The organism is Stenotrophomonas sp. YJH_SMC_16 (assembly GCF_059367875.1).
Map to the genome: position 1 here is coordinate 76819 of NZ_JCAFRH010000007.1, position 24125 is coordinate 100943.

Sequence of the window (24125 nt, forward strand, 5' to 3'; positions counted from 1 at the left end):
ATGCCCGGCGGCTTTCCGGTGGCCAGCCATGCCGCGCCGTGCGCTCGCCGGGCATGGCCCGGCGCTACCGGGACCCCATCCCGGCTACCCCCGATTCAGGCTGTTCAGGCAGAATCCCCCCATACCCTTCCAGGATCTGCCCATGCGCGTTCTGCTGCTTTCCTCCCTGCTGCTCACCGTCACCGCCTGTACCTGGGTGCCGATCGAACCGGCCGGCAAGGCAACCCGCGTGCTGCCGGCAGGCCCGGTTCCCGCCGGCTGCATCGCCAAGGGCGAGGTGGTGGTCACCGTGAAGAGCAAGGTCGGCTTCTACAACCGCAACCCGCTGCGGGTGCAGGAAGAGCTGGAAACCCTGGCCCGCAACGAGGCCCCGAGCGCCGGCGCCAATGCCGTGCAGGCCGCTGCGGCCCCGGCCGATGGCAGCCAGCGCTTCGCCGCCTTCCAGTGCCCGCCGCGCTGAACGCTTCACCATACGGGCAAGGCTGAATTCGTAAAGATGCGGTGAAAGCCCGGGGGTTATAGAATAGCGCCCCCTTTTGCCTGAGCCTTGGCGCTAACCTCGATGCTCTTCAAGAATGTCTCGATCGCCGGCCTGGCACACGTCGACGCGCCGCATACGCTGACGACCAAGGAAATCAACGAACGCCTGCAGCCGACGTTGGATCGCCTCGGTATCCGCACCGACGTGCTCGGCGATATCGCCGGCATCCATGCCCGCCGCCTGTGGGACAACGGCGTGCTGGCGTCGGACGCCGCCACCATGGCCGGCCGCAAGGCACTGGAAGACGCGGGCATCACCGCGACCCAGGTCGGCCTGCTGGTCAACACCTCGGTCAGCCGTGACTACCTGGAGCCGTCCACGGCCTCCATCGTGTCCGGCAACCTCGGCGTCAGCGACGAATGCATGACCTTCGACGTCGCCAATGCCTGCCTGGCCTTCATCAACGGTATGGATATCGCGGCGCGCATGATCGAGCGCGGTGATATCGACTACGCGCTGGTGGTGGATGGCGAGACCGCCAACCTGGTGTACGAGAAGACCCTGGAGCGCATGACCGCCCCGGACGTCACCGCTGACGATTTCCGCAACGAGCTGGCGGCGCTGACCACCGGTTCGGGTGCTGCGGCCATGGTGATGGCGCGCTCGGAACTGGTGCCGGACGCCCCGCGCTACAAGGGCGGCGTGACCCGCTCGGCCACCGAGTGGAACCAGCTGTGCCTGGGCAACCTGGACCGCATGGTCACCGATACCCGCCTGCTGCTGATCGAAGGCATCAAGCTGGCGCAGAAGACCTTCAGCGCCGCCAAGATTGCACTCGGCTGGGCCGTGGAAGAGCTGGACCAGTTCGTGATCCACCAGGTCAGCCAGCCGCACACGGCCGCGTTCATCAAGAACTTCGGCATCGACCCGAAGAAGGTCATGACCATCTTTGGCGAGCACGGCAACATCGGCCCGGCCTCGGTGCCGATCGTGCTGAGCAAGCTCAAGCAGCTGGGCAAGCTGAAGAAGGGCGATCGCATCGCGCTTCTAGGTATCGGCTCGGGCCTGAACTGCTCGATGGCTGAAGTGGTCTGGTAAGCAGCCCGCTGCCCGACCTCCTGTAGAGCCGAGCCATGCTCGGCTCACGCGCGCAGCGCGGCTCTTCCGCAGCGGACCGGAGAGCAGCCGAGCATCGGCTCGGCTCTACACCGCGCCGCGATTCTCCTTAGGTGCTCCGCATGCGCGATCTCCCCGGTTACCCCGCCCACCCGCAGCGCTTCGAAGTGCGCCCTGGCCTGTCGATGAACTATCTCGACGAAGGCCCGCGCGACGGCGAGGTGGTGGTGATGGTGCACGGCAACCCGTCGTGGAGCTATTACTGGCGCACGCTGGTGGCTGGCCTGTCGGACACGTACCGCTGCATCGTGCCGGACCACATCGGCATGGGCCTGTCGGACAAGCCCGATGACAGCCGCTACGACTACACGCTGCAGTCGCGCGTGGACGACCTCGATGCGCTGCTGAAGCACCTGGGCATCACCGGCCCGGTGACCCTGGCCGTGCACGACTGGGGCGGCATGATCGGCTTCGGCTGGGCGCTGTCGCACCACGACCAGGTGAAGCGCCTGGTGGTGCTCAACACCGCTGCGTTCCCGATGCCGGCGGCGAAGAAGATGCCCTGGCAGATCGCGCTCGGCCGCCACTGGAAGATCGGCGAGTGGATCATCCGCAGTTTCAACGCATTCTCGTCCGGCGCCTCGTGGCTGGGCGTGGAGCGGAAGATGCCGGCCGACGTGCGCCGCGCCTATGTGTCGCCGTACAACAGCTACGCCAACCGCATCAGCACCATCCGCTTCATGCAGGACATCCCGCTGTCGCCGGCCGACAAGGCGTGGTCGCTGCTGGAACGTGCCGGCAAGGCGCTGCCGTCGTTCGCCGACCGCCCGGCCTTCCTCGGCTGGGGCCTGCGCGACTTCGTGTTCGACCATCACTTCCTGAAGGGCTTCCAGGCCGCGCTGCCGCAGGCCCAGGTGCATGCCTTCGAGGATGCCGGCCATTACGTGCTGGAAGACAAGCACGAGGTGCTGGTGCCGGAGATCCGCGCGTTCCTGGACGCCAACCCTCTCTGAGAGGTGTGCCGACCGTTGGCCGGCACACCGGACTACGCGGCGATCGGCGCCTGCGGCGGTGAGGACGGGCTGTTGCCGTTGTCGTCCGGATGGTCGTCGTCATTGTCGGCGTCATCGCGCCAGCGCCAGTCGGCCAGCGTCAGCGGATCCAGGCCGTAGGCAATGCGCGCCTTGTCGCATTGCGGGCTGGCCTTGCCGTACTCCCACGATGCATCCACCTCGCGGCACACGCTGGGCCGGTTGGGGTGGATGGTGCAGCGTGAATACACGCCGATCTGCGCATCCAGCGCCACGCAGCGCACCGGCTTGGAGTGGGTGCCGCGCATGCACAGGCGATGCGGGTCGAGCACCTCGGTGAGCTGGTGCGGTACGCCGCCGGGAGTGACCTCGTCCGATTCCATCCAGTGGAAGGCCACGCGGTATTGGGTGCAGCAGGCGCCGCAGGTCATGCAGGGATGTTGCATGGGCAAGCCGCCCCGGGCGGCAGTCGGAATCAGGAACGAGGGTGCGGATTTTCCACGAAGTGGGCCGCCGCGCAAGAAATTCCGTAAGCGGCGACAATGAACGGATGAACCGACCCTGCAACATTGCCGCGCGCCTGCCTGAACTGGCGCGTGAACGCCCCGACCAGATCGCCATCCGTTGCCCCGGCCGCCGTGGCGCCGGCAACGGCATGGCCGCCTACGACGTCACCCTGGATTACCGCCAGCTGGACGCCCGCAGCGACGCCATGGCCGCCGGCCTGGCCGGCTACGGGATCGGCCGTGGGGTGCGGACGGTGGTGATGGTGCGGCCGTCGCCGGAGTTTTTCCTGCTGATGTTCGCCCTGTTCAAGCTGGGCGCGGTGCCGGTGCTGGTCGATCCGGGCATCGACAAGCGCGCGCTGAAGCAGTGCCTGGACGAGGCGCAGCCAGAGGCCTTCATCGGCATTCCGCTGGCGCATGTGGCGCGGCTGGGGCTGCGCTGGGCACCGTCGGCGACCCGCCTGGTGACCGTCGGCCGCCGCCTCGGCTGGGGCGGAACCACGCTGGCCGCGCTGGAGCGCGCCGGTGCCAATGGTGGGCCGATGCTGGCCTCCACTGACGGCGAGGACATGGCCGCGATCCTGTTCACGAGTGGCTCCACCGGCGTGCCCAAGGGCGTGGTCTACCGCCATCGCCACTTCGTCGGCCAGATCCAGCTGCTGGGCAGTGCCTTCGGCATGGAAGCCGGCGGGGTGGACCTGCCCACCTTCCCGCCGTTCGCGCTGTTCGATCCTGCGCTGGGCCTGACCTCGGTCATCCCGGACATGGACCCGACCCGGCCGGCACAGGCCGACCCGGCGCGCCTGCACGACGCCATCCAGCGTTTCGGCGTCACCCAGCTGTTCGGCTCGCCGGCACTGATGCGGGTGCTGGCGAAGCATGGCCGGCCGCTGCCGACGGTCACCCGGGTGACCTCGGCGGGTGCGCCGGTGCCGCCGGACGTGGTCGCCACCATCCGCAGCCTGCTGCCGGCCGACGCGCAGTTCTGGACGCCGTATGGCGCCACCGAGTGCCTGCCGGTGGCGGTGGTCGAGGGCCGCGAGCTGGAGCGCACCCGTGCTGCTACCGAAGCAGGTGCCGGTACCTGCGTGGGCAGCGTGGTTGAGCCGAACGAGGTGCGCATCATCGCCATCGATGACGCGCCGCTGCCGGACTGGTCGCAGGCACGCGTGCTGGCCACCGGCGAGGTCGGCGAGATCACCGTAGCCGGGCCGACCGCCACCGACAGTTATTTCAACCGCCCGCAGGCCACGGCGGCGGCAAAGATCCACGAGACGCTGGCCGATGGCAGCACGCGCGTGGTCCATCGCATGGGCGACGTCGGTTACTTCGATGCGCAGGGCCGACTGTGGTTCTGCGGGCGCAAGACGCAGCGCGTGGAGACCACGCGCGGACCGCTGTACACCGAACAGGTCGAGCCGGTGTTCAACACCGTGGCCGGGGTGGCGCGCACGGCGCTGGTCGGTGTCGGCGCCCCGGGTGCACAGGTGCCGGTGCTGTGCGTGGAACTGCAGCGTGGCCAGGCAGACAGCCCGGCGCTGCAGGAAGCGCTGCGTGCGCATGCCGCAGCGCGCACGCCTGAGGCCGGCCTGCAGCACTTCCTGGTGCATCCGGCGTTCCCCGTCGATATCCGTCACAACGCCAAGATCGGCCGCGAGAAGCTCGCCGTCTGGGCCAGCGCCGAACTGGAGAAGCGCGCATGAAGATCCTGGTCACCGGTGGTGGTGGTTTCCTTGGCCAGGCGCTGTGCCGCGGGCTGGTCGAACGTGGCCACCAGGTCCTGGCGTTCAACCGCAGTCACTACCCGGAGCTGCAGGCGATGGGTGTGGGCCAGATCCGTGGAGATCTCGCCGACGCGCAAGCGGTGCTGCACGCGGTGGCCGGCGTCGATGCGGTGTTCCACAACGGTGCCAAGGCCGGCGCCTGGGGCAGCTATGACAGCTACCACCAGGCCAACGTGGTCGGCACCGACAATGTGATCGCCGCCTGCCGTGTGCATGGCATCAGCCGGCTGGTCTACACCTCCACGCCCAGCGTGACGCACCGTGCCACCCATCCGGTGGAAGGCCTGGGCGCCGATGAAGTGCCTTACGGCGAAGATTTCCAGGCACCGTATGCGGCGACCAAGGCGATTGCCGAACAGCGCGTGCTGGCGGCCAACGACGCCTCGCTGGCGACGGTGGCGCTGCGCCCGCGCCTGATCTGGGGCCCGGGCGACCAGCAGCTGGTGCCGCGCCTGGCCGAACGTGCACGGCAGGGCCGCCTGCGTCTGGTGGGCGATGGCAACAACAAGGTGGATACCACCTACATCGACAACGCCGCGCTCGCACACTTTCTCGCTTTCGAGGCATTGGCGCCGGGGGCCGCGTGTGCGGGCAAGGCCTACTTCATTTCCAACGGCGAACCGCTGCCGATGCGCGAGCTGGTCAACAAGCTGCTGGCCGCCGTTGGTGCGCCGACTGTGGACAAGGCGATCAGCTTCAAGGCCGCTTACCGCATCGGTGCGCTCTGCGAGCGCCTGTGGCCGCTGCTGCGCCTGCGCGGCGAGCCGCCATTGACCCGCTTCCTGGCCGAGCAGCTGTGCACGCCGCACTGGTACAGCATGGAGCCGGCACGCCGTGACTTCGGCTACGTGCCGCAGGTCAGCGTCGAAGAAGGGCTGCGCAGGCTGAAGGCTTCATCTGCTGCATAGATCGCCGTCACTGGCTGCACACCGCCAGATCGGGAGGATGGACCCACGCCATCCAACGGCCCGGACATCTGCGAGGAGCGCCATGCTGCATTACGCCGTCATCTTTTTCGTCATCGCCATCATCGCCGCCGTGCTCGGCTTCTCCGGCATTGCCGGCGCTGCCAGCAACATTGCCTGGATCCTGTTCGTTGTGTTCCTGGTACTGGCAGTGATCTCGATGTTCCGCAAGCGCGGGTAGAAGACCGCAGGGTAGTGCCGGCCGCTGGCCGGCACGCCCTCTTTGTAGCGTCGAGCATGGCTCGACGCTACACACAGCGCCGCTACACGGCGCTGTGCAATCCGCGATCGGCTTCATGACGCTCCAGCGCCAGTTCGATCAGCCGCGTGATCAGCGTGGTGTAGTCCACACCGCTGGCGCCCCACAGCTTCGGGTACATGCTGATGCGGGTGAAGCCCGGCAGCGTGTTGACCTCGTTGATGACGATCTCACCGTCTGCGGTGAGGAACACATCCACGCGCGCCATGCCCGCACACTCCAGCGCCTGGTAGGCCCGCAGCGCGGTCTGCTGGATGCGCGCCTGGGTTGCAGCATCGATATCCGCCGGCACCACCACCTCGGCGCCGTCGGCGTTGATGTACTTGGTGTCGTAGGCGCAGAACTCGTCGTGCACCACCACTTCCCCACACAGGCTGGCCTGAGGATGTTCGTTGCCCAGCACCGCGCACTCGATCTCGCGACCGACCACCGCCGATTCCACCAGCACCTTGTGGTCGTAGCGCAGCGCCAATGCCAGCGCCTCGGCGAAGCCCGCTGCATCCTTGACCTTGCTCACCCCCACCGACGAACCCTGGTTGGCCGGCTTCACGAACAACGGCAGGCCGAGCTGCGCGATCACCGCGTCGACATCGACTGCCGCCGCCTGATGGCGACGGATGCACAGCCACGGTGCCACCTGCAGCCCGGCGTCGCGCAGCAGGCGCTTGGTCACGTCCTTGTCCATCGCCACCGCCGAGCCCAGTACCGGTGAACCGACGAAGGGCAGGTTGGCCATGCGCAGCAGCCCCTGCAGCGCACCGTCCTCGCCCAGCTGCCCGTGCACGATCGGCAGCACCACATCGATCTGGCCGAGCGCGCTGGCCGCATCGGACGGCTGCAGCTGCGCCTGCTCGGCGCCCGGGCGCACCGCCAGCGACGTACCGGACCGATGCAGGGCGATGCGCGACGGATCATCGGCATTGATCAGGAAGGTATCCGGCTGGCTCAGATGCCACTGGCCCTGCTTGTCGATACCGACCAGCACCGGTTCGAAGCGCTCGCGATCGAGCGCATCGAGGATGTTCTTCGCCGACTGCAGCGAAACTTCGTGCTCGGAAGACTTGCCACCGAAGATGATGCCGACCCGGGTCCGTGCCATGGGGAATGCGATGTCCTGTGCGTTGCGTGGCCCCATAGCATGAACCTTCATAGGCCTTCCGCGTGAGGCACAGATGAACCAGAAATCCATCCACGCATGGCGTGGATCTACCGTGTCGACCAAGGTCGACACCCACCAAGAGCAGCAGGAACCTGTCGAAGACGGGGTGGGTCCGGTTGCGGGGGTGTCCGCGGCATGGATGCCGCGGCCAAGCCCCCAAGGACGGGTTTACGGCGTCCCCCGCAACCGGACCCACCCCGCCACCCCACGGAATACCCGCTGTTGCTGTTGCTTCGGCTATTGCGGTTGCCGTTGCCTCTGCGGGTGCCGGGCGGCAGCCCGGCCCAAGCCCCCCACCCACGCAGGTAGAATGCACACATGGCTCTCTCCCTGCTCAAGTCCCTCAAGCCGGTCGCCGGCCGCGCCCTGCAGATCGCCCTGAACCGCGCGCTGGCGCTGGATCCGGATACCCGCCATGCGCTGACCAGCCTGGATGGCCGGCATATCGATCTGACCCTGGAAGCGCCGTCGCTGGCCATGCGCATCAGCGTCGACGGCGACCAGCTGCGGGTCGGCCCGGTGGATGCGCAGGAAGCCGACCTGGCCGTGCGCAGCAGCCTGGCCGGCGTGCTCGCGCAGCTGCCGCTGCTGGCCAACGCACGGCGCGGTGACAACAACGGCAAGGGCCGCGTGCGCGTGGCCGGCGACGCCGAACTGGCACGCCGCCTGCAGCAGCTCGCCAAGGGCTTCGACCCGGACTGGCAGCAGCCCTTCGTCAGCGTGTTCGGCGAGGTACTGGGCGTGCAGGTCGCCAATACCCTGCGCAGCGCCCTGCAGCACGCACGCCAGGGCGCGGTCGACCTGGCCCACAGCGCCGCAGAATTCATCACCGAGGAATCGCGCGATGTAGTGCCGCGCGCTGAACTGGATGCCTTCCACGATGATGTGGACGTGCTGCGCGACGACGTGGAGCGCCTTGGTGCACGCGTACAGCGCCTGCGGGGTGCCGCATGAAGGCCGTGCTGCGCGCCAGCCGCATCGGCCGGGTGATCCTGCGTTACCGCCTCGACGACCTGCTGCAGGGCACACCGGCCGAGCGCTGGTTGCGCCTGGCCAAGCCGTTCGTGCCGCGCGCCTCGGCCGACATCGCCGCACAGTCGCGCGGTGCGCGCCTGCGCCTGGCGCTGCAGGATCTCGGCCCGATCTTCGTCAAGTTCGGCCAGATCCTGTCCACCCGCCGCGATCTGGTGCCGCCGGATGTGGCCAATGAGCTGACTCTGCTGCAGGACCGGGTCAAGCCGTTCGATGGTGAGACCGCGCGTCGCATCGTCGAGGAAGCGCTCGGCCTGCCGGTCAGCGAGGCCTTCGCCAGTTTCGACACCGAACCGCTGGCCTCGGCCTCCATCGCACAGGTGCACGCGGCCACGCTGGCCGATGGCCGCCAGGTGGTGGTCAAGGTGCTGCGCCCGGGCATCGAGAAGCAGATCGACGCTGATATCGCCCTGCTCAATTCGCTGGCCGCCCTGGTCGAGCGCACCCATCCACGCGCCGACAAGATCCGTCCGCGCGAAGTGGTGGCCGAGGTCGAAAACACCCTGTCCGCCGAGCTGGACCTGCAGCGCGAAGGCGCCAATGCCAGCGTGCTGCGCCGCTTCTGGGAAAACAGCGACGACCTGTACGTGCCGGAAGTGATCTGGAGCCACACCGCCGAGCGCGCGCTGACCCTGGAGCGCGTGTGGGGCATTCCGTCCGACGACATCGCCGCGCTGGACAAGGCCGGCATCGACCGCAAGGCGCTGGCCGCCAAGGGCGTGCGGGTGTTCTACACCCAGGTGTTCCGCGACAACTTCTTCCATGCCGACGCGCACGCCGGCAACATCTGGGTCGACACCGATCCGTCGCGTCGCGCCAACCCGCGCTTCATCGCGCTGGACTTCGGCATCATGGGCCAGCTCTCGCAGGAAGATCAGTACTACCTGGCCGAGAACTTCATGGCCATCTTCAACCGCGACTACCGCCGCATCGCCGAACTGCATGTGCAGGCGCGCTGGATGCCGGACAACGTGCGCATCGATGACCTGGAAGCGGCCGTGCGCTCGGTGTGCGAGCCGTACTTCACCCGCCCGTTGTCGCAGATCTCGCTGGCCGAAGTGCTGATGAAGCTGTTCCGCGTGGCCCAGCGTTACCAGCTGACCCTGCAGCCGCAGCTGATCCTGCTGCAGAAGACCCTGCTGAACATCGAAGGCGTCGGCCGCCAGCTCGATCCGCAGATCGACATCTGGGCAGTGGCCAAGCCGGTGCTGGCGAAGATCCTGCGCGAGCGCTACAGCCCGCGCCGGGTGGTACGCGAGCTCGGCAAGCGCCTGCCGGAAATCATGACCCACGCGCCGGACATGCCGCGCCTGGTACACGCCTGGCTGACCCAGCAGGTGGAAGGCCGCCACGAACTGTCGATGCGTTCGCGCGACCTGGCCGCACTGGATGCCAGCGTGCAGCGCCTGCAGAAGCGTGCGGTGGGCGCGATCACCGGTGTCGGCCTGCTGGCCATCGCCGCGCTGATCTACGTGGTGCAGCCGCCGGGCTGGTACTGGGGCGACCTGCCGATGTGGAGCTGGCTGTCCGGTGTGGTCGGCGTGGTGGCGCTGGCGCGCGCGTGGTGGAAGTAGGTCCCATGCTGCAGGCACTCAAGGACGAACTGGCCCGCTTCGGCGCCGACAACGATGCCCGCGAAAGCGCGCGCGGGCGCCGCATGCTCAACATCACGCCGGAGACGGGTGAATTCCTGTCCGTGCTGGTCCGCTTCGGCGCTGCGCGCCAGGTGCTGGAGATCGGCACCTCCAACGGCTATTCGACGCTGTGGCTGGCCGAGGCTGCCACAGCCATCGACGGCCACGTGACCACGCTCGAATACGCCGAGGACAAGGTGGCGATGGCGCGTGACACCTTCGCGCGCAGTGGCCTGGCCGATCGCATCACGCTGGTCCACGACGATGCGGGACCGTGGCTGGCGCTGGTCGCGGATGCCAGCGTCGACCTGCTGTTCCTCGATTCGGATCGCGGGCAGTACGCCGGCTGGTGGCCGCAGCTGCGCCGCGTGCTGCGGCCCGGCGGCCTGCTGGTGGTGGACAACGCCACCTCGCATGCAGAACAGATGGAACCGCTGCGGGCGCTGCTGGAGGCTGATCCGGACTTCAGCACCAGCCTGGTGCCGGTGGGCAATGGCGAGCTGTTGGCCGTACGCAGCGCCTGACTGCTCTACAGGCAGGTGCCAACCTTGGTTGGCACGCCGTTGCCGGTCGCGCAGAGCCGCCGAGCGCGGGCTCGGCTCTACAGAAGGCAGGCCTTTATAATCCCGCGGTGAGCACCGAACCCGAGACCCTCGCCGCGGTCGAGACCGACACCGCGCCCCTGCAGCTGCTGCACCTGGATGAACGCCTGGCCGTGGTCAACAAGCCTGCCGGGCTGATGGTCCACGACAGCAAGCTGGCCCGTGGCGAAGACGACTTCCTGGCCGACCGCCTGCGCGAGCAGCTGGGCCGCCCGATCTTCCTCGTGCATCGCCTGGACCGGGCCACCAGCGGCTGCCTGCTGTTGGCCTTCGACCGCGAAACCGCCAGCGCGCTGGGCAAGGCATTGATGGGCGGTGAAGTGCTGAAGGACTACCTGACCGTCTGCCGTGGCTGGCCGGCAGAACCGTCCTGGCGGGTCGACCACGACCTCGACGGTGGCCCGGGCAAGCCGGTGAAGAAGCCGGCGGTCACCGACTTCCAGCGCCTGACCACCGGCGAGCTGTCGGTCCCGGTCGGTGAGTTCACCCGTTCGCGCTACGCGCTGCTGCGCTGCCAGCCACAGACCGGGCGCTTCCGGCAGATCCGCCGGCACCTGAAGCATCTCTCGCATCACATGATCGGCGACACCAGCCACGGTGATGGTCGTCACAACCGCATCTTCCGCATGCAGGGCGTGCACCGCATGCTGCTGCATGCCGAGCGCCTGCGTTTCCCGCATCCGGACGGTGGCACGGTGGATGTGCGTGCGCCGCTGGACCGCGAGTTCCAGAAGGCGCTGGGCCTGTTCGGCTGGCAGGTGGACGACGCCTGATGCTGCTGCGGTAAGCCGAGCGTGGGCTCGGCTCTACAGCCAGCGGCTGGGCGTGGCCCGGCGCACCCCGTTATTTCTTTTCCGGCTCGTTGACGATCGCTTCCAGGTCCTTCTGCAGATCCGCGAACAGCGGCTGCATGCGCGCCTGGATGGCCACCATCACGTTCTGCATCAGCGCCGGGGTCTTGTCCAGCAGGCTCTGGCCGGCCGCGCTCTCGTAGAACTCGGCCATCGCCAGCACGTCTTCCTTGCTGAAGGTCTTCTTGTAGAGGTCCACGTACATCGGCCGCAGCTGCTGCCACGACAGGGCCTGGCGCAGGGTCTGGCTGGTCCGCGCCTGGATCCGCTTCAGCTGTTCCTGCTGCTGGGCGTTGAGCTGGCGCTGTGCGGCCACCTGCTGGAACTGCTGCTGCTGCATCGCCTCGATCTGCGGCAGCATGGTGTCGATCATGCTCTGCGCACGTGACGCGGACAGCAGGCGGTTGATGTCGCCATCGGTCGGCGGCGCGGCCAGGGCCGGAACGCTGGCCACGGCCAGCGCCAGCAGCAGGGCGGCGCGGCGCAGCAGGGACGGCAGGGCGGGTGCGGTGCGGGTCATGCGGGCTTCCTGCGGTACATGGGACGGCCAGCATACCCGCAGCCAAGGCGAAGGCGGCGTGTTCGGTACCTGATCGGCGGCATACGGTGCGCGATGCCGCACTCCGGCACGTGGCTGCCGCTACAATGCGCGGATGGGCAGTGGACCGGTCACCATCAGCGCGCAGCTTGAAATCCCCGACGGCGAGATCGTCGAGCGGTTCGTGCGTGCCAGTGGTGCCGGTGGCCAGAACGTCAACAAGGTCTCCACCGCGGTGGAACTGCGTTTCGACGTGGCCAACTCGCCCTCGTTGCCCGAACCGTTGCGCATGCGCCTGCTGGCGCGGCGTGACCGGCGCATGACCGGCGAAGGCGTGCTGGTCATCGACGCGCAACGTTTCCGGACCCAGGATCGCAATCGCGAGGATGCGCGCGATCGGCTGGCGGCCTTCATCCAGGCCGGGCTGAGCGTGCCCAAACCGCGCAAGGCCACCAAGCCGACCCTCGGGTCGAAACTGCGTCGTCTGGACGCCAAACGCGGGCGCGCGCAGATCAAGCGCGGGCGCTCATCACGTGACTGGGAGTGATTGCTTGAACAACCCGACTTCGTTGCTGCCGGCTGTGCCGCCGCAGATGCCGCAGGTCAAACCCAACGCCTTCCTGCGCTGGCTGGCGCGCTGCACCCTGCGCATGGGCGGCTGGAAGGTGACCGGCACCCTGCCTGACATCCCCAGGCTGGTCTTCATCATCGCCCCGCATTCGTCCAACTGGGATGGCCTGTGGGGCATGGCGGCCAAGATCGCACTGGGCATGAAGGTGAAGGTGTTGGGCAAGGCATCGCTGTTCTGGTGGCCGCTGGGCCCGCTGCTGCACAAGCTGGGCGTGATCCCGCTGGACCGCAGCTCGCCGCAGGGCACAGTGGGCCAGGCGGTGGACCTGCTGCGCTACAACGAGAAGATGTGGTTCGCCATCACGCCCGAGGGCACCCGCAAGGCCGTGAAGGACTGGAAGGCCGGCTTCCTGAAGATCGCCCGGATGGCCGACGTGCCGATCCTGGCCGCGTATTTCCACTATCCGGAAAAGACCATCGGCATCGGCCCGCTGTTCACGCCCAGCGGCGATGACGCCGCCGACATGGCCGCCATCCGTGAGTTCTACCGGCCGTGGATGGGCAAGACCCGCGGTACGGTCTGAGCCGGCCGCAGGTCGCCGCATAGACGCCACGTCCGGCACATGCCGGGCGAGCGCGACAGGAGTAGGGTGGAGGGCTGGTATCCCGTACCGTCTGCCCAAGGAGCGTTTTACATGTCGCGTACCGTAGTCCTGGCCGCCGCCATCAGCCTGGCGCTGGCGGCCTGTTCCGGCAAGGAGTCCACCCCCGTGTCCGATGCCCAGAAAGCCCCGGCCCAGCAGCCGGCCGAAGCCTCCACCAATCCGCTGCTGAGCGCCAGCACGCTGCCGTTCCAGGCGCCGCAGTTCGACAAGATCAAGGACAGCGACTACCTGCCGGCGTTCGAGGAAGGCATGCGCCAGCACCTGGCCGACGTGCGCAAGATCGCCGACAGCAGCGAACCGGCCACCTTCGACAACACCATCGTGGCGATGGAGCGCAGCGGCGAGACCCTGAACCGCGTGTCGCGCATCTTCTTCGGCCTGGTCCAGGCCGATACCAACGATGCGCGCCAGAAGATCCAGGAAGAGGTGGCACCGAAGCTGGCTGCGCACCAGGACGAGATCAACCTCGATCCGAAGCTGTTCGCGCGCGTGAAGTCGCTGTACGACCAGCGTGACACGCTGGAACTGGACCCGGTGCAGAAGCGCCTGGTCGAGCATTACTACGACGGCCTGGTGCGCGCTGGCGCACAGCTGTCCGACGCCGACAAGGCGAGCCTGCGCAAGCTCAACGTGGAAGAAACCACCCTTTCCACCCAGTTCCATACCCGTCTGGTGGCCGCCACGGCCGCTGCGGCCGTCGTTGTCGACGACAAGGCCAAGCTGGCCGGCCTGGACGAGAATGCGATCAACAACGCTGCCACCGCCGCCAAGGATCGCAAGCTGGATGGCAAGTTCCTGCTGCCGTTGCAGAACACCACCCAGCAGCCGGTGCTCGGCTCGCTGAGCGACCGCGACCAGCGCGCCGCCGTGCTGAAGGCTTCGGAAACCCGCGCCGAGCGCGGCGATGCCAACGACACCCGGCAGACCGTGCAGCGCCTGGCCCAGCTGCGTGCGCAGAAGGCCAAGCTGCTCGGCTTCGACACGTTCGCCGACTACCAGCTGGGCGACCAGATGGCCAAGACCCCGGCCGCCGCGCTCAAGCTGCTGACCGACACCGTGCCGGCCGCCACCGCCAAGGCACGCGCCGAAGCCGGCGAGATCCAGAAGGTGATCGACGCGCAGAAGGGTGGTTTCCAGGTCGCCGCTTCGGACTGGGACTTCTACGCCGAGCAGGTGCGCAAGGCCAAGTACGATCTGGACGAATCGCAGATCAAGCCGTACTTCGAACTGGACAACGTGCTGCAGAACGGCGTCTTCTACGCCGCCACCCAGCTGTACGGCATCACCTTCAAGCCGCGTACCGACATTCCGACCTACAACCCGGACATGAAGGTGTACGAAGTGTTCGACAAGGACGGCACCTCGCTGGCGCTGTTCTACACCGACTACTTCAAGCGTGACAGCAAGTCCGGCGGCGCCTGGATGGACGTGTTCGTCGAGCAGGACGGCCTGACCGGTGCCAAGCCGGTGGTCTACAACGTCTGCAACTTCACCAAGCCGGCCGCCGGCCAGCCTGCGCTGATCAGCTTCGACGACGTCACCACCATGTTCCATGAGTTCGGCCATGCGCTGCACGGCATGTTCTCGAACGTGAAGTACCCGTCGATTGCCGGCACCGCCACCTCGCGTGATTTCGTCGAGTTCCCGTCGCAGTTCAACGAGCACTGGGCGCTGGATCCGAAGGTGTTCGCCAACTACGCCAAGCACTACAAGACCGGCGAGGCGATGCCGCAGGAACTGGTCGACAAGATCCTCAAGGCACGCAGCTTCAACCAGGGCTACGCGACCACCGAGTACCTGTCGGCCGCGCTGCTGGACCTGGCCTGGCACACGCAGAAGGCCGACGCGCCGCTGCAGGATGTCGGCGCCTTTGAAGCCAGCGCGCTGAAGAAGTTCAAGGTCGACCTGCCGCAGGTGCCGCCGCGTTACCGTACCACCTACTTCGACCACATCTGGGGCGGTGGTTACTCGGCCGGCTACTACGCCTACTTCTGGGCCGAAGTGCTGGACCATGACGCCTACCAGTGGTTCACCGAACACGGTGGCCTGACCGCGGCCAACGGCCAGGAATTCCGCGACAAGATCCTCTCGCGCGGCAACAGTGTGGAGCTGTCGACCCTGTACCGCGATTTCCGCGGCAAGGACCCGTCGGTGGAACCGCTGCTGAAGTTCCGCGGGCTGAAATAAGAAAGCGAAAACGGCGGGGGCAACCCCGCCGTTTTTCTTTGCTCTTCTGTAGAGCCGAGCCTACGCTCGGCTGCCTTTCGCGCCCTTGTAGAGCCGAGCCCATGCTCGGCTGGTTTTCCACGAAAGGAAGCACGCTACGTCCCCACATGCACCCGGTTCGCCTGCTCGGCCAGCCCCAGGTGATCCAGTGCGATGTCCAGCGCCAGCACATAGCTCTGCGCGCCATAGCCGGCGGCGATGCCCAGGCGCTGGCCGACACCGGCCGGCAGGCACGGCTCGGCCACCGCGCCGTCGTCATGCACTTCCACGTACGCGTTGTGCAGATAGGGCAGCAACCGTTGCAGGCGCAGGCTGTTGGCACATGCACCCGGATCGAGCAGCGTCACCTCGCCGCGACTGTGGTCGGCCACGCGCAGTGCGTCCAGCAGTTCCTGTTCCGAACCGCAGGCACGGATCGCCACGCTGGTGCCGGCATCGATCGCGCGATGCACCAGCGACTTCAGTACCGGCGCCGGCAGTGGCATTGCCGTGCGAATCAAGGCGCCGGCGGCTTCCGGGCCGCGGATGATGAAGATCGACATGGCTCAGCCCTCCTGCGCCAGGCGACGGCCGACGATGGCCAGCGACAGCGGATAGCCGGCCTGCTGGCTGCGCTGGTCGACCACCACCGCGGCGGGGCCGTGCTGCAGGCGCAGGCGCGCATCCAGGCCGGGCTCGCTGGGCGACTGCAGCTCGATGTACTGCGCCGGCAGCCGTTCCAGCGCCGCCTGCAGTGCGCCACCCTCGGCCTGCCATTGCGCCTCGTCGGCCACGCCGACATCCAGCAGCACCCAGTCGGCCGAGCGCGCCTGCGGCTGGCACAGGCACTGGCGCACTTCGGACAGACTCGCGCAGTCGCTGCACAGCACGCGATGGCCGCTCAGCTGCGCCGGCAACTGCGGGCGCGGCGCCGACGGAGACGCGTGGCGGATCACCAGGAGGGTCATACAACACCTTGCGGAATGCGCCCTGCGGCGCGGTGGGCACACGATGCACGTGCTGGCCGTAAAGGTGCGATGCCCGTGGCCGGGTGCGCGCGTAAAACCTGCGTAACCCTTCCTGTAGAGCCGAGCCTACGCTCGGCTGGCGTGCACCGACGCTTGAAGAGCAGCCGAGCGCGGGCTCGGCTCTACAGCAAGCCGGTGCGGGAACCTCTTCGGCCCGGATGTGGTCTGATGCAGCTACCACTGACCCGGAGCCTGCCATGGACGCTGTTGCCCGCCCTCCCTTTTCCGAACGCGCGCTGGCCTGGCTGAAGAAAGAGGCGCTGCCGTTGCTGGTGATGCTCGGCCTGCTCGCCGCCGCCCGCGATACCCTGGCCAACCACTACGTAGTGCCCAGCGGCTCGATGCAGCCGACCCTGCAGCCCGGCGACCGGGTGGTGGTGGACATGCGTGCCTATGGGCTGCGCCTGCCGTTTACCGGCAAGGAACTGATGGCGACCGGCACCCCGCAGCGCGGCGAGGTGGCGGTGTTCGATTCGCCGGCCGACGGCACCCGCCTGATCAAGCGGGTGGCCGCGGTGGCCGGTGACCATGTGCAGCTGCACGAAGGGCACCTGAGCATCAACGGCCAGCCACTGCAGACCGCCGACCTGCAGGACGTGGAAGCCTTCGGTGAACGCCGTGCCCGCCTCGATCTGGACATGGGCGGCGGCCCGGATATCGCCGATCTGGTGGTGCCCGACGGTAAGGTGCTGGTGCTGGGTGACCACCGCGGCAACAGCTTCGATGGCCGCTTCTTCGGCTTCGTCGACGCTGACAAGGTCTACGGCCGCGCTGTGGCGGTGTACTACCGCCGGGGCGCCGGCTTCGAGTGGCAGCGCCTGTAAGCTGAATTGATACTTTCCGTGTATCAATCCTGACCTATCAGGTTATGGATCGACTGGATGGACGGGCCTAGTCTGAGGCCCGTTCCCTCCCATACCCGGCCGTCCCCACCGGCCCACCGATCCCATGACTGGCGAAACCGCCGCGACCGTCGAACGCCGCCCCCACGCTGTTGACCCCGCTTCCGACACCCGCATCCAGCAGGGCACGCCGGCTTTCCGCCGCACCGCGCTGGCGCTGTTCCTGGCCGGCTTCTCCACCTTCGGCCTGCTGTACACGGTGCAGCCGCTGCTGCCCGAATTCAGCCGCCACTTCGGCGTGTCCGCCGCCGGCAGCGCAATGTCGCTGTCGCTGACCACCGGCACGCTGGCGGTGGCCATGCTGCTGGCCGGCCTGCTGTCCGACGCGGTCGGCCGCCGCCCGTTGATGATTGCTGCGCTGCTGGCCTCGGCCATGCTGTCGCTGAGCACCGCGCTGGTGGACGACTGGACCACGCTGCTGGTGCTGCGCACCCTGCTGGGCCTGGCGCTGAGCGGCGTGCCGGCCGTGGCGATGACCTACCTGGTCGAGGAAATGGACAGCCGCGCGCTGGGCCTGGCGATGGGCCTGTACATCGGCGGCAACGCCATCGGTGGCATGAGCGGGCGACTGCTGGCAGGCATCATCGCCGACCACTGGGGCTGGCGCTGGGGCATCGGCGTGGTCTCGATCATCGCCGTGGCCAGCACCGTGCTGCTGTGGCTGCAGCTGCCGCCACAGCGTCACTTCCACCCCCGCCGGGATGGCCTGCGTCAGTTGCCGTCACGCTGGCGCATGCTGTTCGCCGACCCGGGCCTGCCGTGGCTGTTCGCTACCTCGTTCGTGCTGATGGGCGTGTTCGTCACCCTCTACAACTACCTGGGCTACCACCTGCTGGCGCCGCCGTACCACCTCAGCCAGACCGTGGTAGGCCTGATCTTCAGCGTCTACCTGGTGGGTACTTTCAGTTCGGCGTGGATGGGCCAGCAGGCTACGCGTTACGGACGCGGTCGCATCCTGTCGATCTCGTTCGCGCTGATCGGTGCCGGCATCGCGCTGCTGGCATTGCCTTGGCTGAGCACGATGGCACTCGGCATCGCGCTGGTGACGTTCGGCTTCTTCGGCGGTCACTCGGTAGCCAGCAGCTGGGTTGGCAGCCGTGCCGGCACGATGCGCGCGGAAGCCTCGGCGCTGTACCTGTTTGCCTATTACCTGGGTTCGAGTGTACTCGGTGGTTTAGGCGGCCTGGCTTATGCGGCGTGGGACTGGCGGGGTGTGTGCCTGTTCGCCGCCGTGCTGACCCTGATCGGCGGTGGCATTGTCTGGGCGCTGCAGCAGCGCGCCCCGCAGCCGGTGACCGCGTGATCCTGGTCTGGTAGAGGCCGACCTTGGTCGGCGTTGTGGTCGTGGGCCAACCAAGGTTGGCCACTACCGGGGGGGGCACGCTCAGCCCTCCACGAACGCCTCGCGCAACAACCCGGCGAAATTGCGGATCAGCGGCGTCACCCCCTCGCGGTGCCACGCCAGCTGCACCTCCGAATGCGCACCGGCATCGGCCAGCGCCACGAAGCGCGCGCCCTCCACCCGGATGTGATCGCAGGACGACGGCAGGATCGCCGCACCCAGGCCGGCAGCAGCAAGACTGATCAGGGTCGAGGCTTCGCCCGCCTCCTGCGCGATGCGCGGCGTGAACCCGGCGGCCGCGCACAACGCGATCATGTGGTCATGGATGCCCGCACCCGCGCTGCGGCGAAATGCCACGAACGGCTCCTGCGCGAAGTCGCGCAGCGACAGCGTTCCTTGTTTCGACAGTTTGCGCAGGGCGGGGTGGTCGGCATGCACGATCAACGCCAGCGGGTCGACGAACAGGCTGTGCGCCACCAGTTCCGGCGGCAACGCGCGCTTGCGGATGATGCCCACGTCCAGGCTGCCATCGAGCAGCGCATCGATCTGCTGCAGCGTGTTCATCTCGCTCAGCTGCAGCCGCACCTGCGGGTACTGCTGGCGGTAGCGCAGGATCGAACGCGGAATCTGCGGTGACAGTGGCGTGGCCCGGGTCAGGCCGATACGCAGTTCGCCCTGCTCGCCGCGCTGCGCACGCTGCACCTCATCTACCGCCGTTTCCACCTGCTGCACGATGGCGCGTGCACGCTCCTGCAGCAGCTCACCGGCAGGCGTCAGCTGCACACGACGATGGCTGCGCACGAACAGGCGCGCACCGATCAGATCTTCCAGCTGGCGGATCTGCTGGCTGAGCGGCGGCTGCGACATGCCCAACCGCTCCGCCGCCTGGCCGAAGTGCAGCGTATCGGCGACGGCAAGGAAGTAGCGCAGGTGGCGGAGTTCGACGGACATGGGTCCAGTTTATTCATCGTCAGCCGGAAATGAATCAGAGGCGGGGTCAGAGCCCGTTGCGCAGCAACGGGATCCGACCCCGTGCCGACCAACGGTCGGCATCCACCATGGGAAGCATTTGCCACAGTTCGCAGAAAACGGTCGAAGGCGGGGTGGGTCCGGTTGCGGGGGCGTGAGCGCCATGGATGGCGCGACCGAGCCTCCATGGACGGATTTACGGCGTCCCCCGTAACCGGACCCACCCCGCCATCCACGGAAAGCCCGCTGTCGCCGTTGCTGTTGCTTCGGCCTCTGCGGGTGCAGGGCGCAGCCCTGCCGAACACCCCTACCGCTCGGAATGCCCGCTCTGGTCGTAATCGCGCGGACTGAACAACTCCGGCTGGATCAGCTCGATGAACGCCCGCGCCTGCGCCGACAACGCCTTGCCACGCCGCACGATCACCCCGTAGCTGCGCTCGGGGAACCAGCGCTTCATCGACCGCGCCGCCAGCCGCTCGTGGTCGGCCTCGTTCAGGCACAGCGCCGGCACGATGGAAATGCCCATGCCCATCGCCACGTACTGCTTGATCACCTCCCAGCCGCCCACCTCCAGGGCCACGGTGTAGGCGATGCGGTGGCGCTGGAACACCTGGTCGACCAGCCGATAGGTGATCTGCCGCTTCGGTGGCAGCACCAGTGGATAGCGCGCGATGTCGGCCAGCTCCAGCTCGCCACCGCTCGCCAGCGGATGATCGTGCGGCGCGATCAGTACCTGCTCGAAGCGATAGGCCGGGGCGTAGCTGAGATCGGCCGGCACATCGGTCATCGAACCGATTGCCAGGTCGGCGGCATCCTCGCGCAGCAGGTCGGTGCCGTCGGCGCTGATCGCGTTGTGCAGGGTCAGGCGCACGTCCGGGTGGTGCAGGCGGAAGCGTTCGACGATCTTCGGCAGCAGGTACAGGATGGTCGAGCTGTTGGCGGCGATGTTCAGCTCGCCCGCATCCAGGCCGCGTACCTTGTCGCGGAAGCGTGCCTCCAGCCCGTCCAGGTTCTCCACCAGCGGCTGCGCCATTTCGTACAGCAGCTGGCCCTCGCGGCTGGGCACCAGGCGACGCCCGCTGCGCTCGAACAACGGCACGCCCAGCTCCCGTTCCAGAGCCTGCAACTGCAGGCTGATGGCCGGCTGGCTGACGAACAACGCCTCAGCCGCCCGTGAGACAGAGCCCAGGCGCACGGTCTGGCAGAACGCGCGCAACGGCTTCAACCGGTCGGATTTGTAGGAAAAACGCGGACTTGGCGAGGGGCGCGTGGTCATGGCGTTACAAGTATTAGCACAACTTATGTAGAGCATTGCAAAAACTGTTTTGCCAAATACTCGGCCAGGGCGGCACCGTGGAGGCGTTCCCCACCGCTGGAGTCGCCCCATGTCCGCCGTCGCTTCCGCTGTTCCCACCCCTGCCAGCAAGGCCACCCCCGGCATCGCCCTGGCGACCCGCGTGGCCGGTCAGGACACCGTGCTGCCGGCGCCGCTGCTGGCCCTGCTGGTGTCGCTGCACCGTGCGGTGGAACCGGGCCGGCAGGCACGGCTGCAGGCCCGCCGTGAACGCCAGGCGTTCTTCGACCAGGGCGGCCTGCCGGACTTCCGTGAAGACACCACCGCGATCCGTAGCGGCGACTGGCGCGTTGCGCCGCTGCCGGCCGCGCTGCAGGATCGCCGCGTCGAGATCACCGGCCCGACCGACCCGAAGATGGTCATCAACGCGCTGAACTCCGGCGCCAAGGTGTTCATGGCCGACTTCGAGGATTCGACCTCGCCGACCTGGCGCAACCTGCTGGCCGGGCAGCAGTCGCTGGCGGCGGCGGTGCGTGGTGATCTGGAATTCACCGCCGCCAATGGCAAGCACTACACGCTGCGCCCGTACGACGAACAGGCCGTGCTGATCGTGCGCCCGCGCGGCTGGCATCTGGACGAGAAGCACGTGCGCATCGACGGCCAGTTCATCGCCGGCGGCCTGTTCGACGCGGCGGTGTTCGCCTTCCACAACGCCCGCACCCTGCAGGCCAAGGACCGCGGCCCGTACTTCTACCTGCCCAAGCTGCAGAGCATGGAAGAGGCCGCGCTGTGGGAGACCGCGCTGTCGCACATCGAAGGCATGCTCGGCCTGCCGCACGGCCAGATCAAGGTGACCGTGCTGATCGAAACGCTGCCGGCGGTGTTCGAGATGGACGAGATCCTGCACGCACTGCGTGACCGCATCGTCGGCCTGAATTGCGGGCGCTGGGATTACATCTTCTCGTACCTGAAGACCTTCCGCCGCCACGCCGACCGCGTGCTGCCCGAACGCGGCCAGGTGACCATGACCCAGCCGTTCCTGAAGGCGTATTCGGAACTGCTGATCCAGACCTGCCACCGCCGCGGTGCGCATGCGATGGGCGGCATGGCCGCGCAGATCCCGATCAACAACGATGCCGCGGCCAACGAACAGGCGATGGCCCGGGTGCGCGCCGACAAGCTGCGCGAAGTCACCGCCGGCCATGACGGCACCTGGGTTGCGCATCCGGCGCTGATTCCAGTGGCGATGGCGATCTTCGACGAACACATGCCCGGTGCGAACCAGCACAGCGTGCTGCGCCAGGATGTGCGCGTGGGCCGCGATGAACTGATCGCGCGCCCGCCGGGCACCATCACCCGTGCCGGCTTCGAAGGCAACGTGGAAGTCTGCGTGCGCTACCTGGCGGCGTGGCTGGATGGCAACGGTTGCGTGCCGATCCATCACCTGATGGAGGACGCGGCCACCGCCGAGATCAGCCGCAGCCAGCTGTGGCAGTGGCTGCATACGCCGGGCCAGCAACTGGACGACGGCACCGCGATCGATCTGGCGCTGCTGGATTCCACTCTCTCGCAGCTGCCGGCACGGCTGGGCGATACCGCCGCGCTGCCTGGTGGTACACGCATCGGCGAAGCCATCACCCTGCTCGGCGAACTGAGCCGCAGCGACGAACTGACCGATTTCCTGACCCTGCCGGCCTACGCGCGCATCGATTGACTCCCGCCCGCGTTTCCACGCCGTTTCCCTCCCCGCTGCACGCACGAACCGAACTGGAGAAAGACATGAGCAAGCTGCCCACTGCCGAACAGATCCAGCACGACTGGGATACCAACCCGCGCTGGGAAGGCATCCAGCGCAACTACAGCGCCGCCGACGTGGTGCGCCTGCGCGGCACCGTCCACATCGAGCACTCGCTGGCCCGCCTGGGTGCGGAGAAGCTGTGGGCGTCGCTGCATGAGCGCGAGTTCGTCAACGCGCTGGGTGCGCTGACCGGCAACCAGGCCATGCAGCAGGTCAAGGCTGGCCTGAAGGCCATCTACCTGTCCGGTTGGCAGGTGGCGGCCGACGCCAACCTGGCCGGCCAGATGTACCCGGACCAGTCGCTGTACCCGGCCGATTCGGTGCCGGCGGTGGTCAAGCGCATCAACAACACGCTGCTGCGCGCCGACCAGCTGCACCATGCCGAAGGCAAGGATGACATCGACTTCCTGCAGCCGATCGTGGCCGATGCAGAAGCCGGTTTCGGCGGCGTGCTCAACGCCTTCGAACTGATGAAGGCGATGATCGAGGCCGGTGCCGCCGGCGTGCACTTCGAGGATCAGCTGGCCTCGGTGAAGAAGTGCGGCCACATGGGCGGCAAGGTGCTGGTGCCGACCCGTGAGGCGATCGAGAAGCTCAACGCCGCGCGCCTGGCCGCCGACGTGCTGGGTGTGCCGACCCTGCTGGTCGCGCGCACCGATGCCGAAGCAGCGGATCTGTTGACCAGTGACATCGACGGCAACGACAAGCCGTTCACCACCGGTGAGCGCACCGTCGAAGGCTTCTACAAGACCCGCAATGGGCTGGACCAGGCGATCAGCCGTGGCCTGGCCTATGCACCCTACGCCGACCTGGTGTGGTGCGAGACCGGCAAGCCGGATCTGGAATTCGCACGCAGGTTCGCCGAGGCGATCCATGCGAAGTTCCCGGGCAAGCTGCTGGCCTACAACTGCTCGCCCAGCTTCAACTGGAAGAAGAACCTGGACGACGCCACCATCGCGAAGTTCCAGCGCGAGCTGGGCAGCTACGGCTACAAGTTCCAGTTCATCACCCTGGCCGGCTTCCATGCGCTGAATTACGGCATGTTCAACCTGGCCCACGGCTATGCACGCCGCCAGATGAGCGCGTTCGTGGAGCTGCAGGAAGCCGAGTTCGAAGCGGCCGAGCGTGGCTTCACTGCGGTCAAGCACCAGCGTGAGGTCGGTACCGGTTACTTCGACGCGGTGACCCAGGCGATCCAGCAGGGCCAGTCGTCGACCACCGCGCTGACCGGCTCGACCGAGGAAGAGCAGTTCCACGGCGGGCGCAGCGAACGCGCTGCGTGATGCGGTAGTGCCGGCCGCTCGCCGGCAACCCGTCGATGTTTCCGAGGTCCAGATGGTTGCCGGCCAGCGGCCGGCACTACCGAGCCTCAGAGCGATCAGGGTGGCCAGGGA

General features: G+C 67.5%; 24 protein-coding genes. 17 read left to right on the forward strand and 7 right to left on the reverse strand.

The genetic code is table 11. From position 1 onward, the window contains the following. Positions 1 to 142: 142 nt before the first annotated feature. The 3 genes from AC5P6E_RS16040 to AC5P6E_RS16050 all read left to right on the forward strand — a co-directional run bounded on the left by AC5P6E_RS16040 (position 143) and on the right by AC5P6E_RS16050 (position 2610). Complete coding sequence (locus AC5P6E_RS16040) at positions 143 to 460, forward strand: DUF4156 domain-containing protein (RefSeq protein WP_005407628.1); 318 nt, start codon at positions 143 to 145, stop codon at positions 458 to 460. Between the two features lie 102 nt (positions 461 to 562). Continuing rightward, a complete protein-coding gene (locus AC5P6E_RS16045) occupies positions 563 to 1579 on the forward strand; it encodes a 3-oxoacyl-ACP synthase III (protein ID WP_010487115.1) in 1017 nt (338 codons plus the stop codon). A gap of 140 nt (positions 1580 to 1719) precedes the next feature. Then, positions 1720 to 2610, forward strand: coding sequence for an alpha/beta fold hydrolase (locus tag AC5P6E_RS16050; RefSeq protein WP_019338514.1), 891 nt, complete (start codon positions 1720 to 1722; stop codon positions 2608 to 2610). Positions 2611 to 2642: 32 nt separating this feature from the next. Here AC5P6E_RS16050 and AC5P6E_RS16055 read toward each other — a convergent pair whose 3' ends face one another. Further along, positions 2643 to 3074: a YkgJ family cysteine cluster protein gene (locus AC5P6E_RS16055; protein WP_019338515.1), complete on the reverse strand. Its 432-nt coding sequence runs from the start codon at positions 3072 to 3074 to the stop codon at positions 2643 to 2645. Positions 3075 to 3178: 104 nt separating this feature from the next. Between AC5P6E_RS16055 and oleC the strand changes: the two genes are divergently transcribed. The 3 genes from oleC (at position 3179) to AC5P6E_RS16070 (ending at position 6064) form a co-directional block, all read left to right on the forward strand. After that, positions 3179 to 4837 carry an olefin beta-lactone synthetase gene (oleC, locus tag AC5P6E_RS16060; RefSeq protein WP_029550854.1) on the forward strand — a complete coding sequence of 553 codons (1659 nt, stop codon included), beginning with the start codon at positions 3179 to 3181 and terminating at the stop codon, positions 4835 to 4837. Beyond that, a complete protein-coding gene (oleD, locus tag AC5P6E_RS16065) occupies positions 4834 to 5826 on the forward strand; it encodes a 2-alkyl-3-oxoalkanoate reductase (RefSeq protein WP_019338517.1) in 993 nt (330 codons plus the stop codon). The genes oleC and oleD overlap by 4 nt, the downstream gene beginning before the upstream one ends. 82 nt (positions 5827 to 5908) lie before the next feature. Continuing rightward, the gene (locus AC5P6E_RS16070; protein WP_004153593.1) at positions 5909 to 6064 is read left to right on the forward strand and encodes a DUF1328 domain-containing protein; all 156 of its coding nucleotides are present in this window, start codon (positions 5909 to 5911) and stop codon (positions 6062 to 6064) included. Positions 6065 to 6146: 82 nt separating this feature from the next. On the opposite strand, the gene ddlA is transcribed toward AC5P6E_RS16070, so the two are convergent. Beyond that, positions 6147 to 7241 (reverse strand): D-alanine--D-alanine ligase, encoded by a 1095-nt coding sequence (gene ddlA / locus AC5P6E_RS16075; RefSeq protein WP_029550855.1) that lies wholly within the window; start codon positions 7239 to 7241, stop codon positions 6147 to 6149. 378 nt (positions 7242 to 7619) lie between these two features. Here ddlA and AC5P6E_RS16080 point away from each other — a divergent pair, with 378 nt between their 5' ends. From AC5P6E_RS16080 to AC5P6E_RS16095, 4 genes are all read left to right on the forward strand, one after another. Next, on the forward strand, positions 7620 to 8255 hold the full coding sequence (locus tag AC5P6E_RS16080; protein WP_019337432.1) for a ubiquinone biosynthesis accessory factor UbiJ: 636 nt from the start codon (positions 7620 to 7622) through the stop codon (positions 8253 to 8255). After that, positions 8252 to 9907 (forward strand): ubiquinone biosynthesis regulatory protein kinase UbiB, encoded by a 1656-nt coding sequence (gene ubiB / locus AC5P6E_RS16085; protein ID WP_126560772.1) that lies wholly within the window; start codon positions 8252 to 8254, stop codon positions 9905 to 9907. The genes AC5P6E_RS16080 and ubiB overlap by 4 nt, the downstream gene beginning before the upstream one ends. A 5-nt stretch (positions 9908 to 9912) precedes the next feature. Further along, positions 9913 to 10491, forward strand: coding sequence for an O-methyltransferase (locus tag AC5P6E_RS16090; RefSeq protein WP_019337434.1), 579 nt, complete (start codon positions 9913 to 9915; stop codon positions 10489 to 10491). Between the two features lie 107 nt (positions 10492 to 10598). Beyond that, positions 10599 to 11342: a pseudouridine synthase gene (locus AC5P6E_RS16095; protein ID WP_019337435.1), complete on the forward strand. Its 744-nt coding sequence runs from the start codon at positions 10599 to 10601 to the stop codon at positions 11340 to 11342. Between the two features lie 70 nt (positions 11343 to 11412). Here the strand turns inward: AC5P6E_RS16095 and AC5P6E_RS16100 are convergent, their stop codons facing one another. Beyond that, the gene (locus AC5P6E_RS16100) at positions 11413 to 11940 is read right to left on the reverse strand and encodes a DUF2059 domain-containing protein (RefSeq protein ID WP_010487093.1); all 528 of its coding nucleotides are present in this window, start codon (positions 11938 to 11940) and stop codon (positions 11413 to 11415) included. Positions 11941 to 12073: 133 nt separating this feature from the next. Here AC5P6E_RS16100 and arfB point away from each other — a divergent pair, with 133 nt between their 5' ends. The 3 genes from arfB (at position 12074) to dcp (ending at position 15380) form a co-directional block, all read left to right on the forward strand. Continuing rightward, positions 12074 to 12505 (forward strand): alternative ribosome rescue aminoacyl-tRNA hydrolase ArfB, encoded by a 432-nt coding sequence (gene arfB / locus AC5P6E_RS16105; protein ID WP_019337436.1) that lies wholly within the window; start codon positions 12074 to 12076, stop codon positions 12503 to 12505. A 4-nt stretch (positions 12506 to 12509) separates the two neighbouring features. Then, a complete protein-coding gene (locus AC5P6E_RS16110; protein ID WP_019337437.1) occupies positions 12510 to 13112 on the forward strand; it encodes a 1-acyl-sn-glycerol-3-phosphate acyltransferase in 603 nt (200 codons plus the stop codon). Between the two features lie 111 nt (positions 13113 to 13223). Beyond that, a complete protein-coding gene (gene dcp, locus AC5P6E_RS16115) occupies positions 13224 to 15380 on the forward strand; it encodes a peptidyl-dipeptidase Dcp (RefSeq protein WP_019337438.1) in 2157 nt (718 codons plus the stop codon). Positions 15381 to 15514: 134 nt separating this feature from the next. Here the strand turns inward: dcp and AC5P6E_RS16120 are convergent, their stop codons facing one another. Beyond that, a complete protein-coding gene (locus AC5P6E_RS16120; RefSeq protein WP_004153636.1) occupies positions 15515 to 15961 on the reverse strand; it encodes a 3-dehydroquinate dehydratase in 447 nt (148 codons plus the stop codon). A 3-nt stretch (positions 15962 to 15964) separates the two neighbouring features. Continuing rightward, the gene (locus AC5P6E_RS16125) at positions 15965 to 16366 is read right to left on the reverse strand and encodes a hypothetical protein (RefSeq protein ID WP_010487081.1); all 402 of its coding nucleotides are present in this window, start codon (positions 16364 to 16366) and stop codon (positions 15965 to 15967) included. 257 nt (positions 16367 to 16623) lie between these two features. On the opposite strand from AC5P6E_RS16125, the gene lepB reads away from it, so the two are divergent. Next, positions 16624 to 17250: a signal peptidase I gene (lepB, locus tag AC5P6E_RS16130; protein ID WP_010487079.1), complete on the forward strand. Its 627-nt coding sequence runs from the start codon at positions 16624 to 16626 to the stop codon at positions 17248 to 17250. Positions 17251 to 17374: 124 nt separating this feature from the next. Further along, positions 17375 to 18631, forward strand: coding sequence for an MFS transporter (locus AC5P6E_RS16135; RefSeq protein WP_019337439.1), 1257 nt, complete (start codon positions 17375 to 17377; stop codon positions 18629 to 18631). Between the two features lie 81 nt (positions 18632 to 18712). Here the strand turns inward: AC5P6E_RS16135 and AC5P6E_RS16140 are convergent, their stop codons facing one another. Beyond that, positions 18713 to 19621 carry a LysR family transcriptional regulator gene (locus tag AC5P6E_RS16140; protein WP_019337440.1) on the reverse strand — a complete coding sequence of 303 codons (909 nt, stop codon included), beginning with the start codon at positions 19619 to 19621 and terminating at the stop codon, positions 18713 to 18715. 325 nt (positions 19622 to 19946) lie between these two features. After that, positions 19947 to 20915 (reverse strand): LysR family transcriptional regulator, encoded by a 969-nt coding sequence (locus AC5P6E_RS16145; RefSeq protein ID WP_012478790.1) that lies wholly within the window; start codon positions 20913 to 20915, stop codon positions 19947 to 19949. Between the two features lie 109 nt (positions 20916 to 21024). Here AC5P6E_RS16145 and aceB point away from each other — a divergent pair, with 109 nt between their 5' ends. Next, positions 21025 to 22647, forward strand: coding sequence for a malate synthase A (gene aceB / locus AC5P6E_RS16150; RefSeq protein ID WP_012478791.1), 1623 nt, complete (start codon positions 21025 to 21027; stop codon positions 22645 to 22647). A gap of 65 nt (positions 22648 to 22712) precedes the next feature. Further along, positions 22713 to 24014: an isocitrate lyase gene (gene aceA, locus AC5P6E_RS16155; RefSeq protein WP_019337654.1), complete on the forward strand. Its 1302-nt coding sequence runs from the start codon at positions 22713 to 22715 to the stop codon at positions 24012 to 24014. The last annotated feature ends 111 nt before the right edge of the window (positions 24015 to 24125 follow it).

What these genes read in the sequence shown, in the direction of transcription:
- AC5P6E_RS16090 (WP_019337434.1), top strand. Translation starts at nt 9,913, where the DNA reads ATGCTGCAGGCACTCAAGGACGAACTGGCCCGCTTCGGCGCCGACAAC.
- AC5P6E_RS16045 (WP_010487115.1), top strand. Translation starts at nt 563, where the DNA reads ATGCTCTTCAAGAATGTCTCGATCGCCGGCCTGGCACACGTCGACGCG.
- aceA (WP_019337654.1), top strand. Translation starts at nt 22,713, where the DNA reads ATGAGCAAGCTGCCCACTGCCGAACAGATCCAGCACGACTGGGATACC.
- AC5P6E_RS16125 (WP_010487081.1), bottom strand. Translation starts at nt 16,366, where the DNA reads ATGACCCTCCTGGTGATCCGCCACGCGTCTCCGTCGGCGCCGCGCCCG.
- AC5P6E_RS16050 (WP_019338514.1), top strand. Translation starts at nt 1,720, where the DNA reads ATGCGCGATCTCCCCGGTTACCCCGCCCACCCGCAGCGCTTCGAAGTG.
- ddlA (WP_029550855.1), bottom strand. Translation starts at nt 7,241, where the DNA reads ATGGCACGGACCCGGGTCGGCATCATCTTCGGTGGCAAGTCTTCCGAG.
- dcp (WP_019337438.1), top strand. Translation starts at nt 13,224, where the DNA reads ATGTCGCGTACCGTAGTCCTGGCCGCCGCCATCAGCCTGGCGCTGGCG.
- lepB (WP_010487079.1), top strand. Translation starts at nt 16,624, where the DNA reads ATGGACGCTGTTGCCCGCCCTCCCTTTTCCGAACGCGCGCTGGCCTGG.
- AC5P6E_RS16040 (WP_005407628.1), top strand. Translation starts at nt 143, where the DNA reads ATGCGCGTTCTGCTGCTTTCCTCCCTGCTGCTCACCGTCACCGCCTGT.
- oleC (WP_029550854.1), top strand. Translation starts at nt 3,179, where the DNA reads ATGAACCGACCCTGCAACATTGCCGCGCGCCTGCCTGAACTGGCGCGT.
- AC5P6E_RS16055 (WP_019338515.1), bottom strand. Translation starts at nt 3,074, where the DNA reads ATGCAACATCCCTGCATGACCTGCGGCGCCTGCTGCACCCAATACCGC.
- AC5P6E_RS16145 (WP_012478790.1), bottom strand. Translation starts at nt 20,915, where the DNA reads ATGACCACGCGCCCCTCGCCAAGTCCGCGTTTTTCCTACAAATCCGAC.
- arfB (WP_019337436.1), top strand. Translation starts at nt 12,074, where the DNA reads ATGGGCAGTGGACCGGTCACCATCAGCGCGCAGCTTGAAATCCCCGAC.
- oleD (WP_019338517.1), top strand. Translation starts at nt 4,834, where the DNA reads ATGAAGATCCTGGTCACCGGTGGTGGTGGTTTCCTTGGCCAGGCGCTG.
- AC5P6E_RS16135 (WP_019337439.1), top strand. Translation starts at nt 17,375, where the DNA reads ATGACTGGCGAAACCGCCGCGACCGTCGAACGCCGCCCCCACGCTGTT.
- aceB (WP_012478791.1), top strand. Translation starts at nt 21,025, where the DNA reads ATGTCCGCCGTCGCTTCCGCTGTTCCCACCCCTGCCAGCAAGGCCACC.
- AC5P6E_RS16100 (WP_010487093.1), bottom strand. Translation starts at nt 11,940, where the DNA reads ATGACCCGCACCGCACCCGCCCTGCCGTCCCTGCTGCGCCGCGCCGCC.
- AC5P6E_RS16140 (WP_019337440.1), bottom strand. Translation starts at nt 19,621, where the DNA reads ATGTCCGTCGAACTCCGCCACCTGCGCTACTTCCTTGCCGTCGCCGAT.
- AC5P6E_RS16070 (WP_004153593.1), top strand. Translation starts at nt 5,909, where the DNA reads ATGCTGCATTACGCCGTCATCTTTTTCGTCATCGCCATCATCGCCGCC.
- AC5P6E_RS16080 (WP_019337432.1), top strand. Translation starts at nt 7,620, where the DNA reads ATGGCTCTCTCCCTGCTCAAGTCCCTCAAGCCGGTCGCCGGCCGCGCC.
- AC5P6E_RS16120 (WP_004153636.1), bottom strand. Translation starts at nt 15,961, where the DNA reads ATGTCGATCTTCATCATCCGCGGCCCGGAAGCCGCCGGCGCCTTGATT.
- ubiB (WP_126560772.1), top strand. Translation starts at nt 8,252, where the DNA reads ATGAAGGCCGTGCTGCGCGCCAGCCGCATCGGCCGGGTGATCCTGCGT.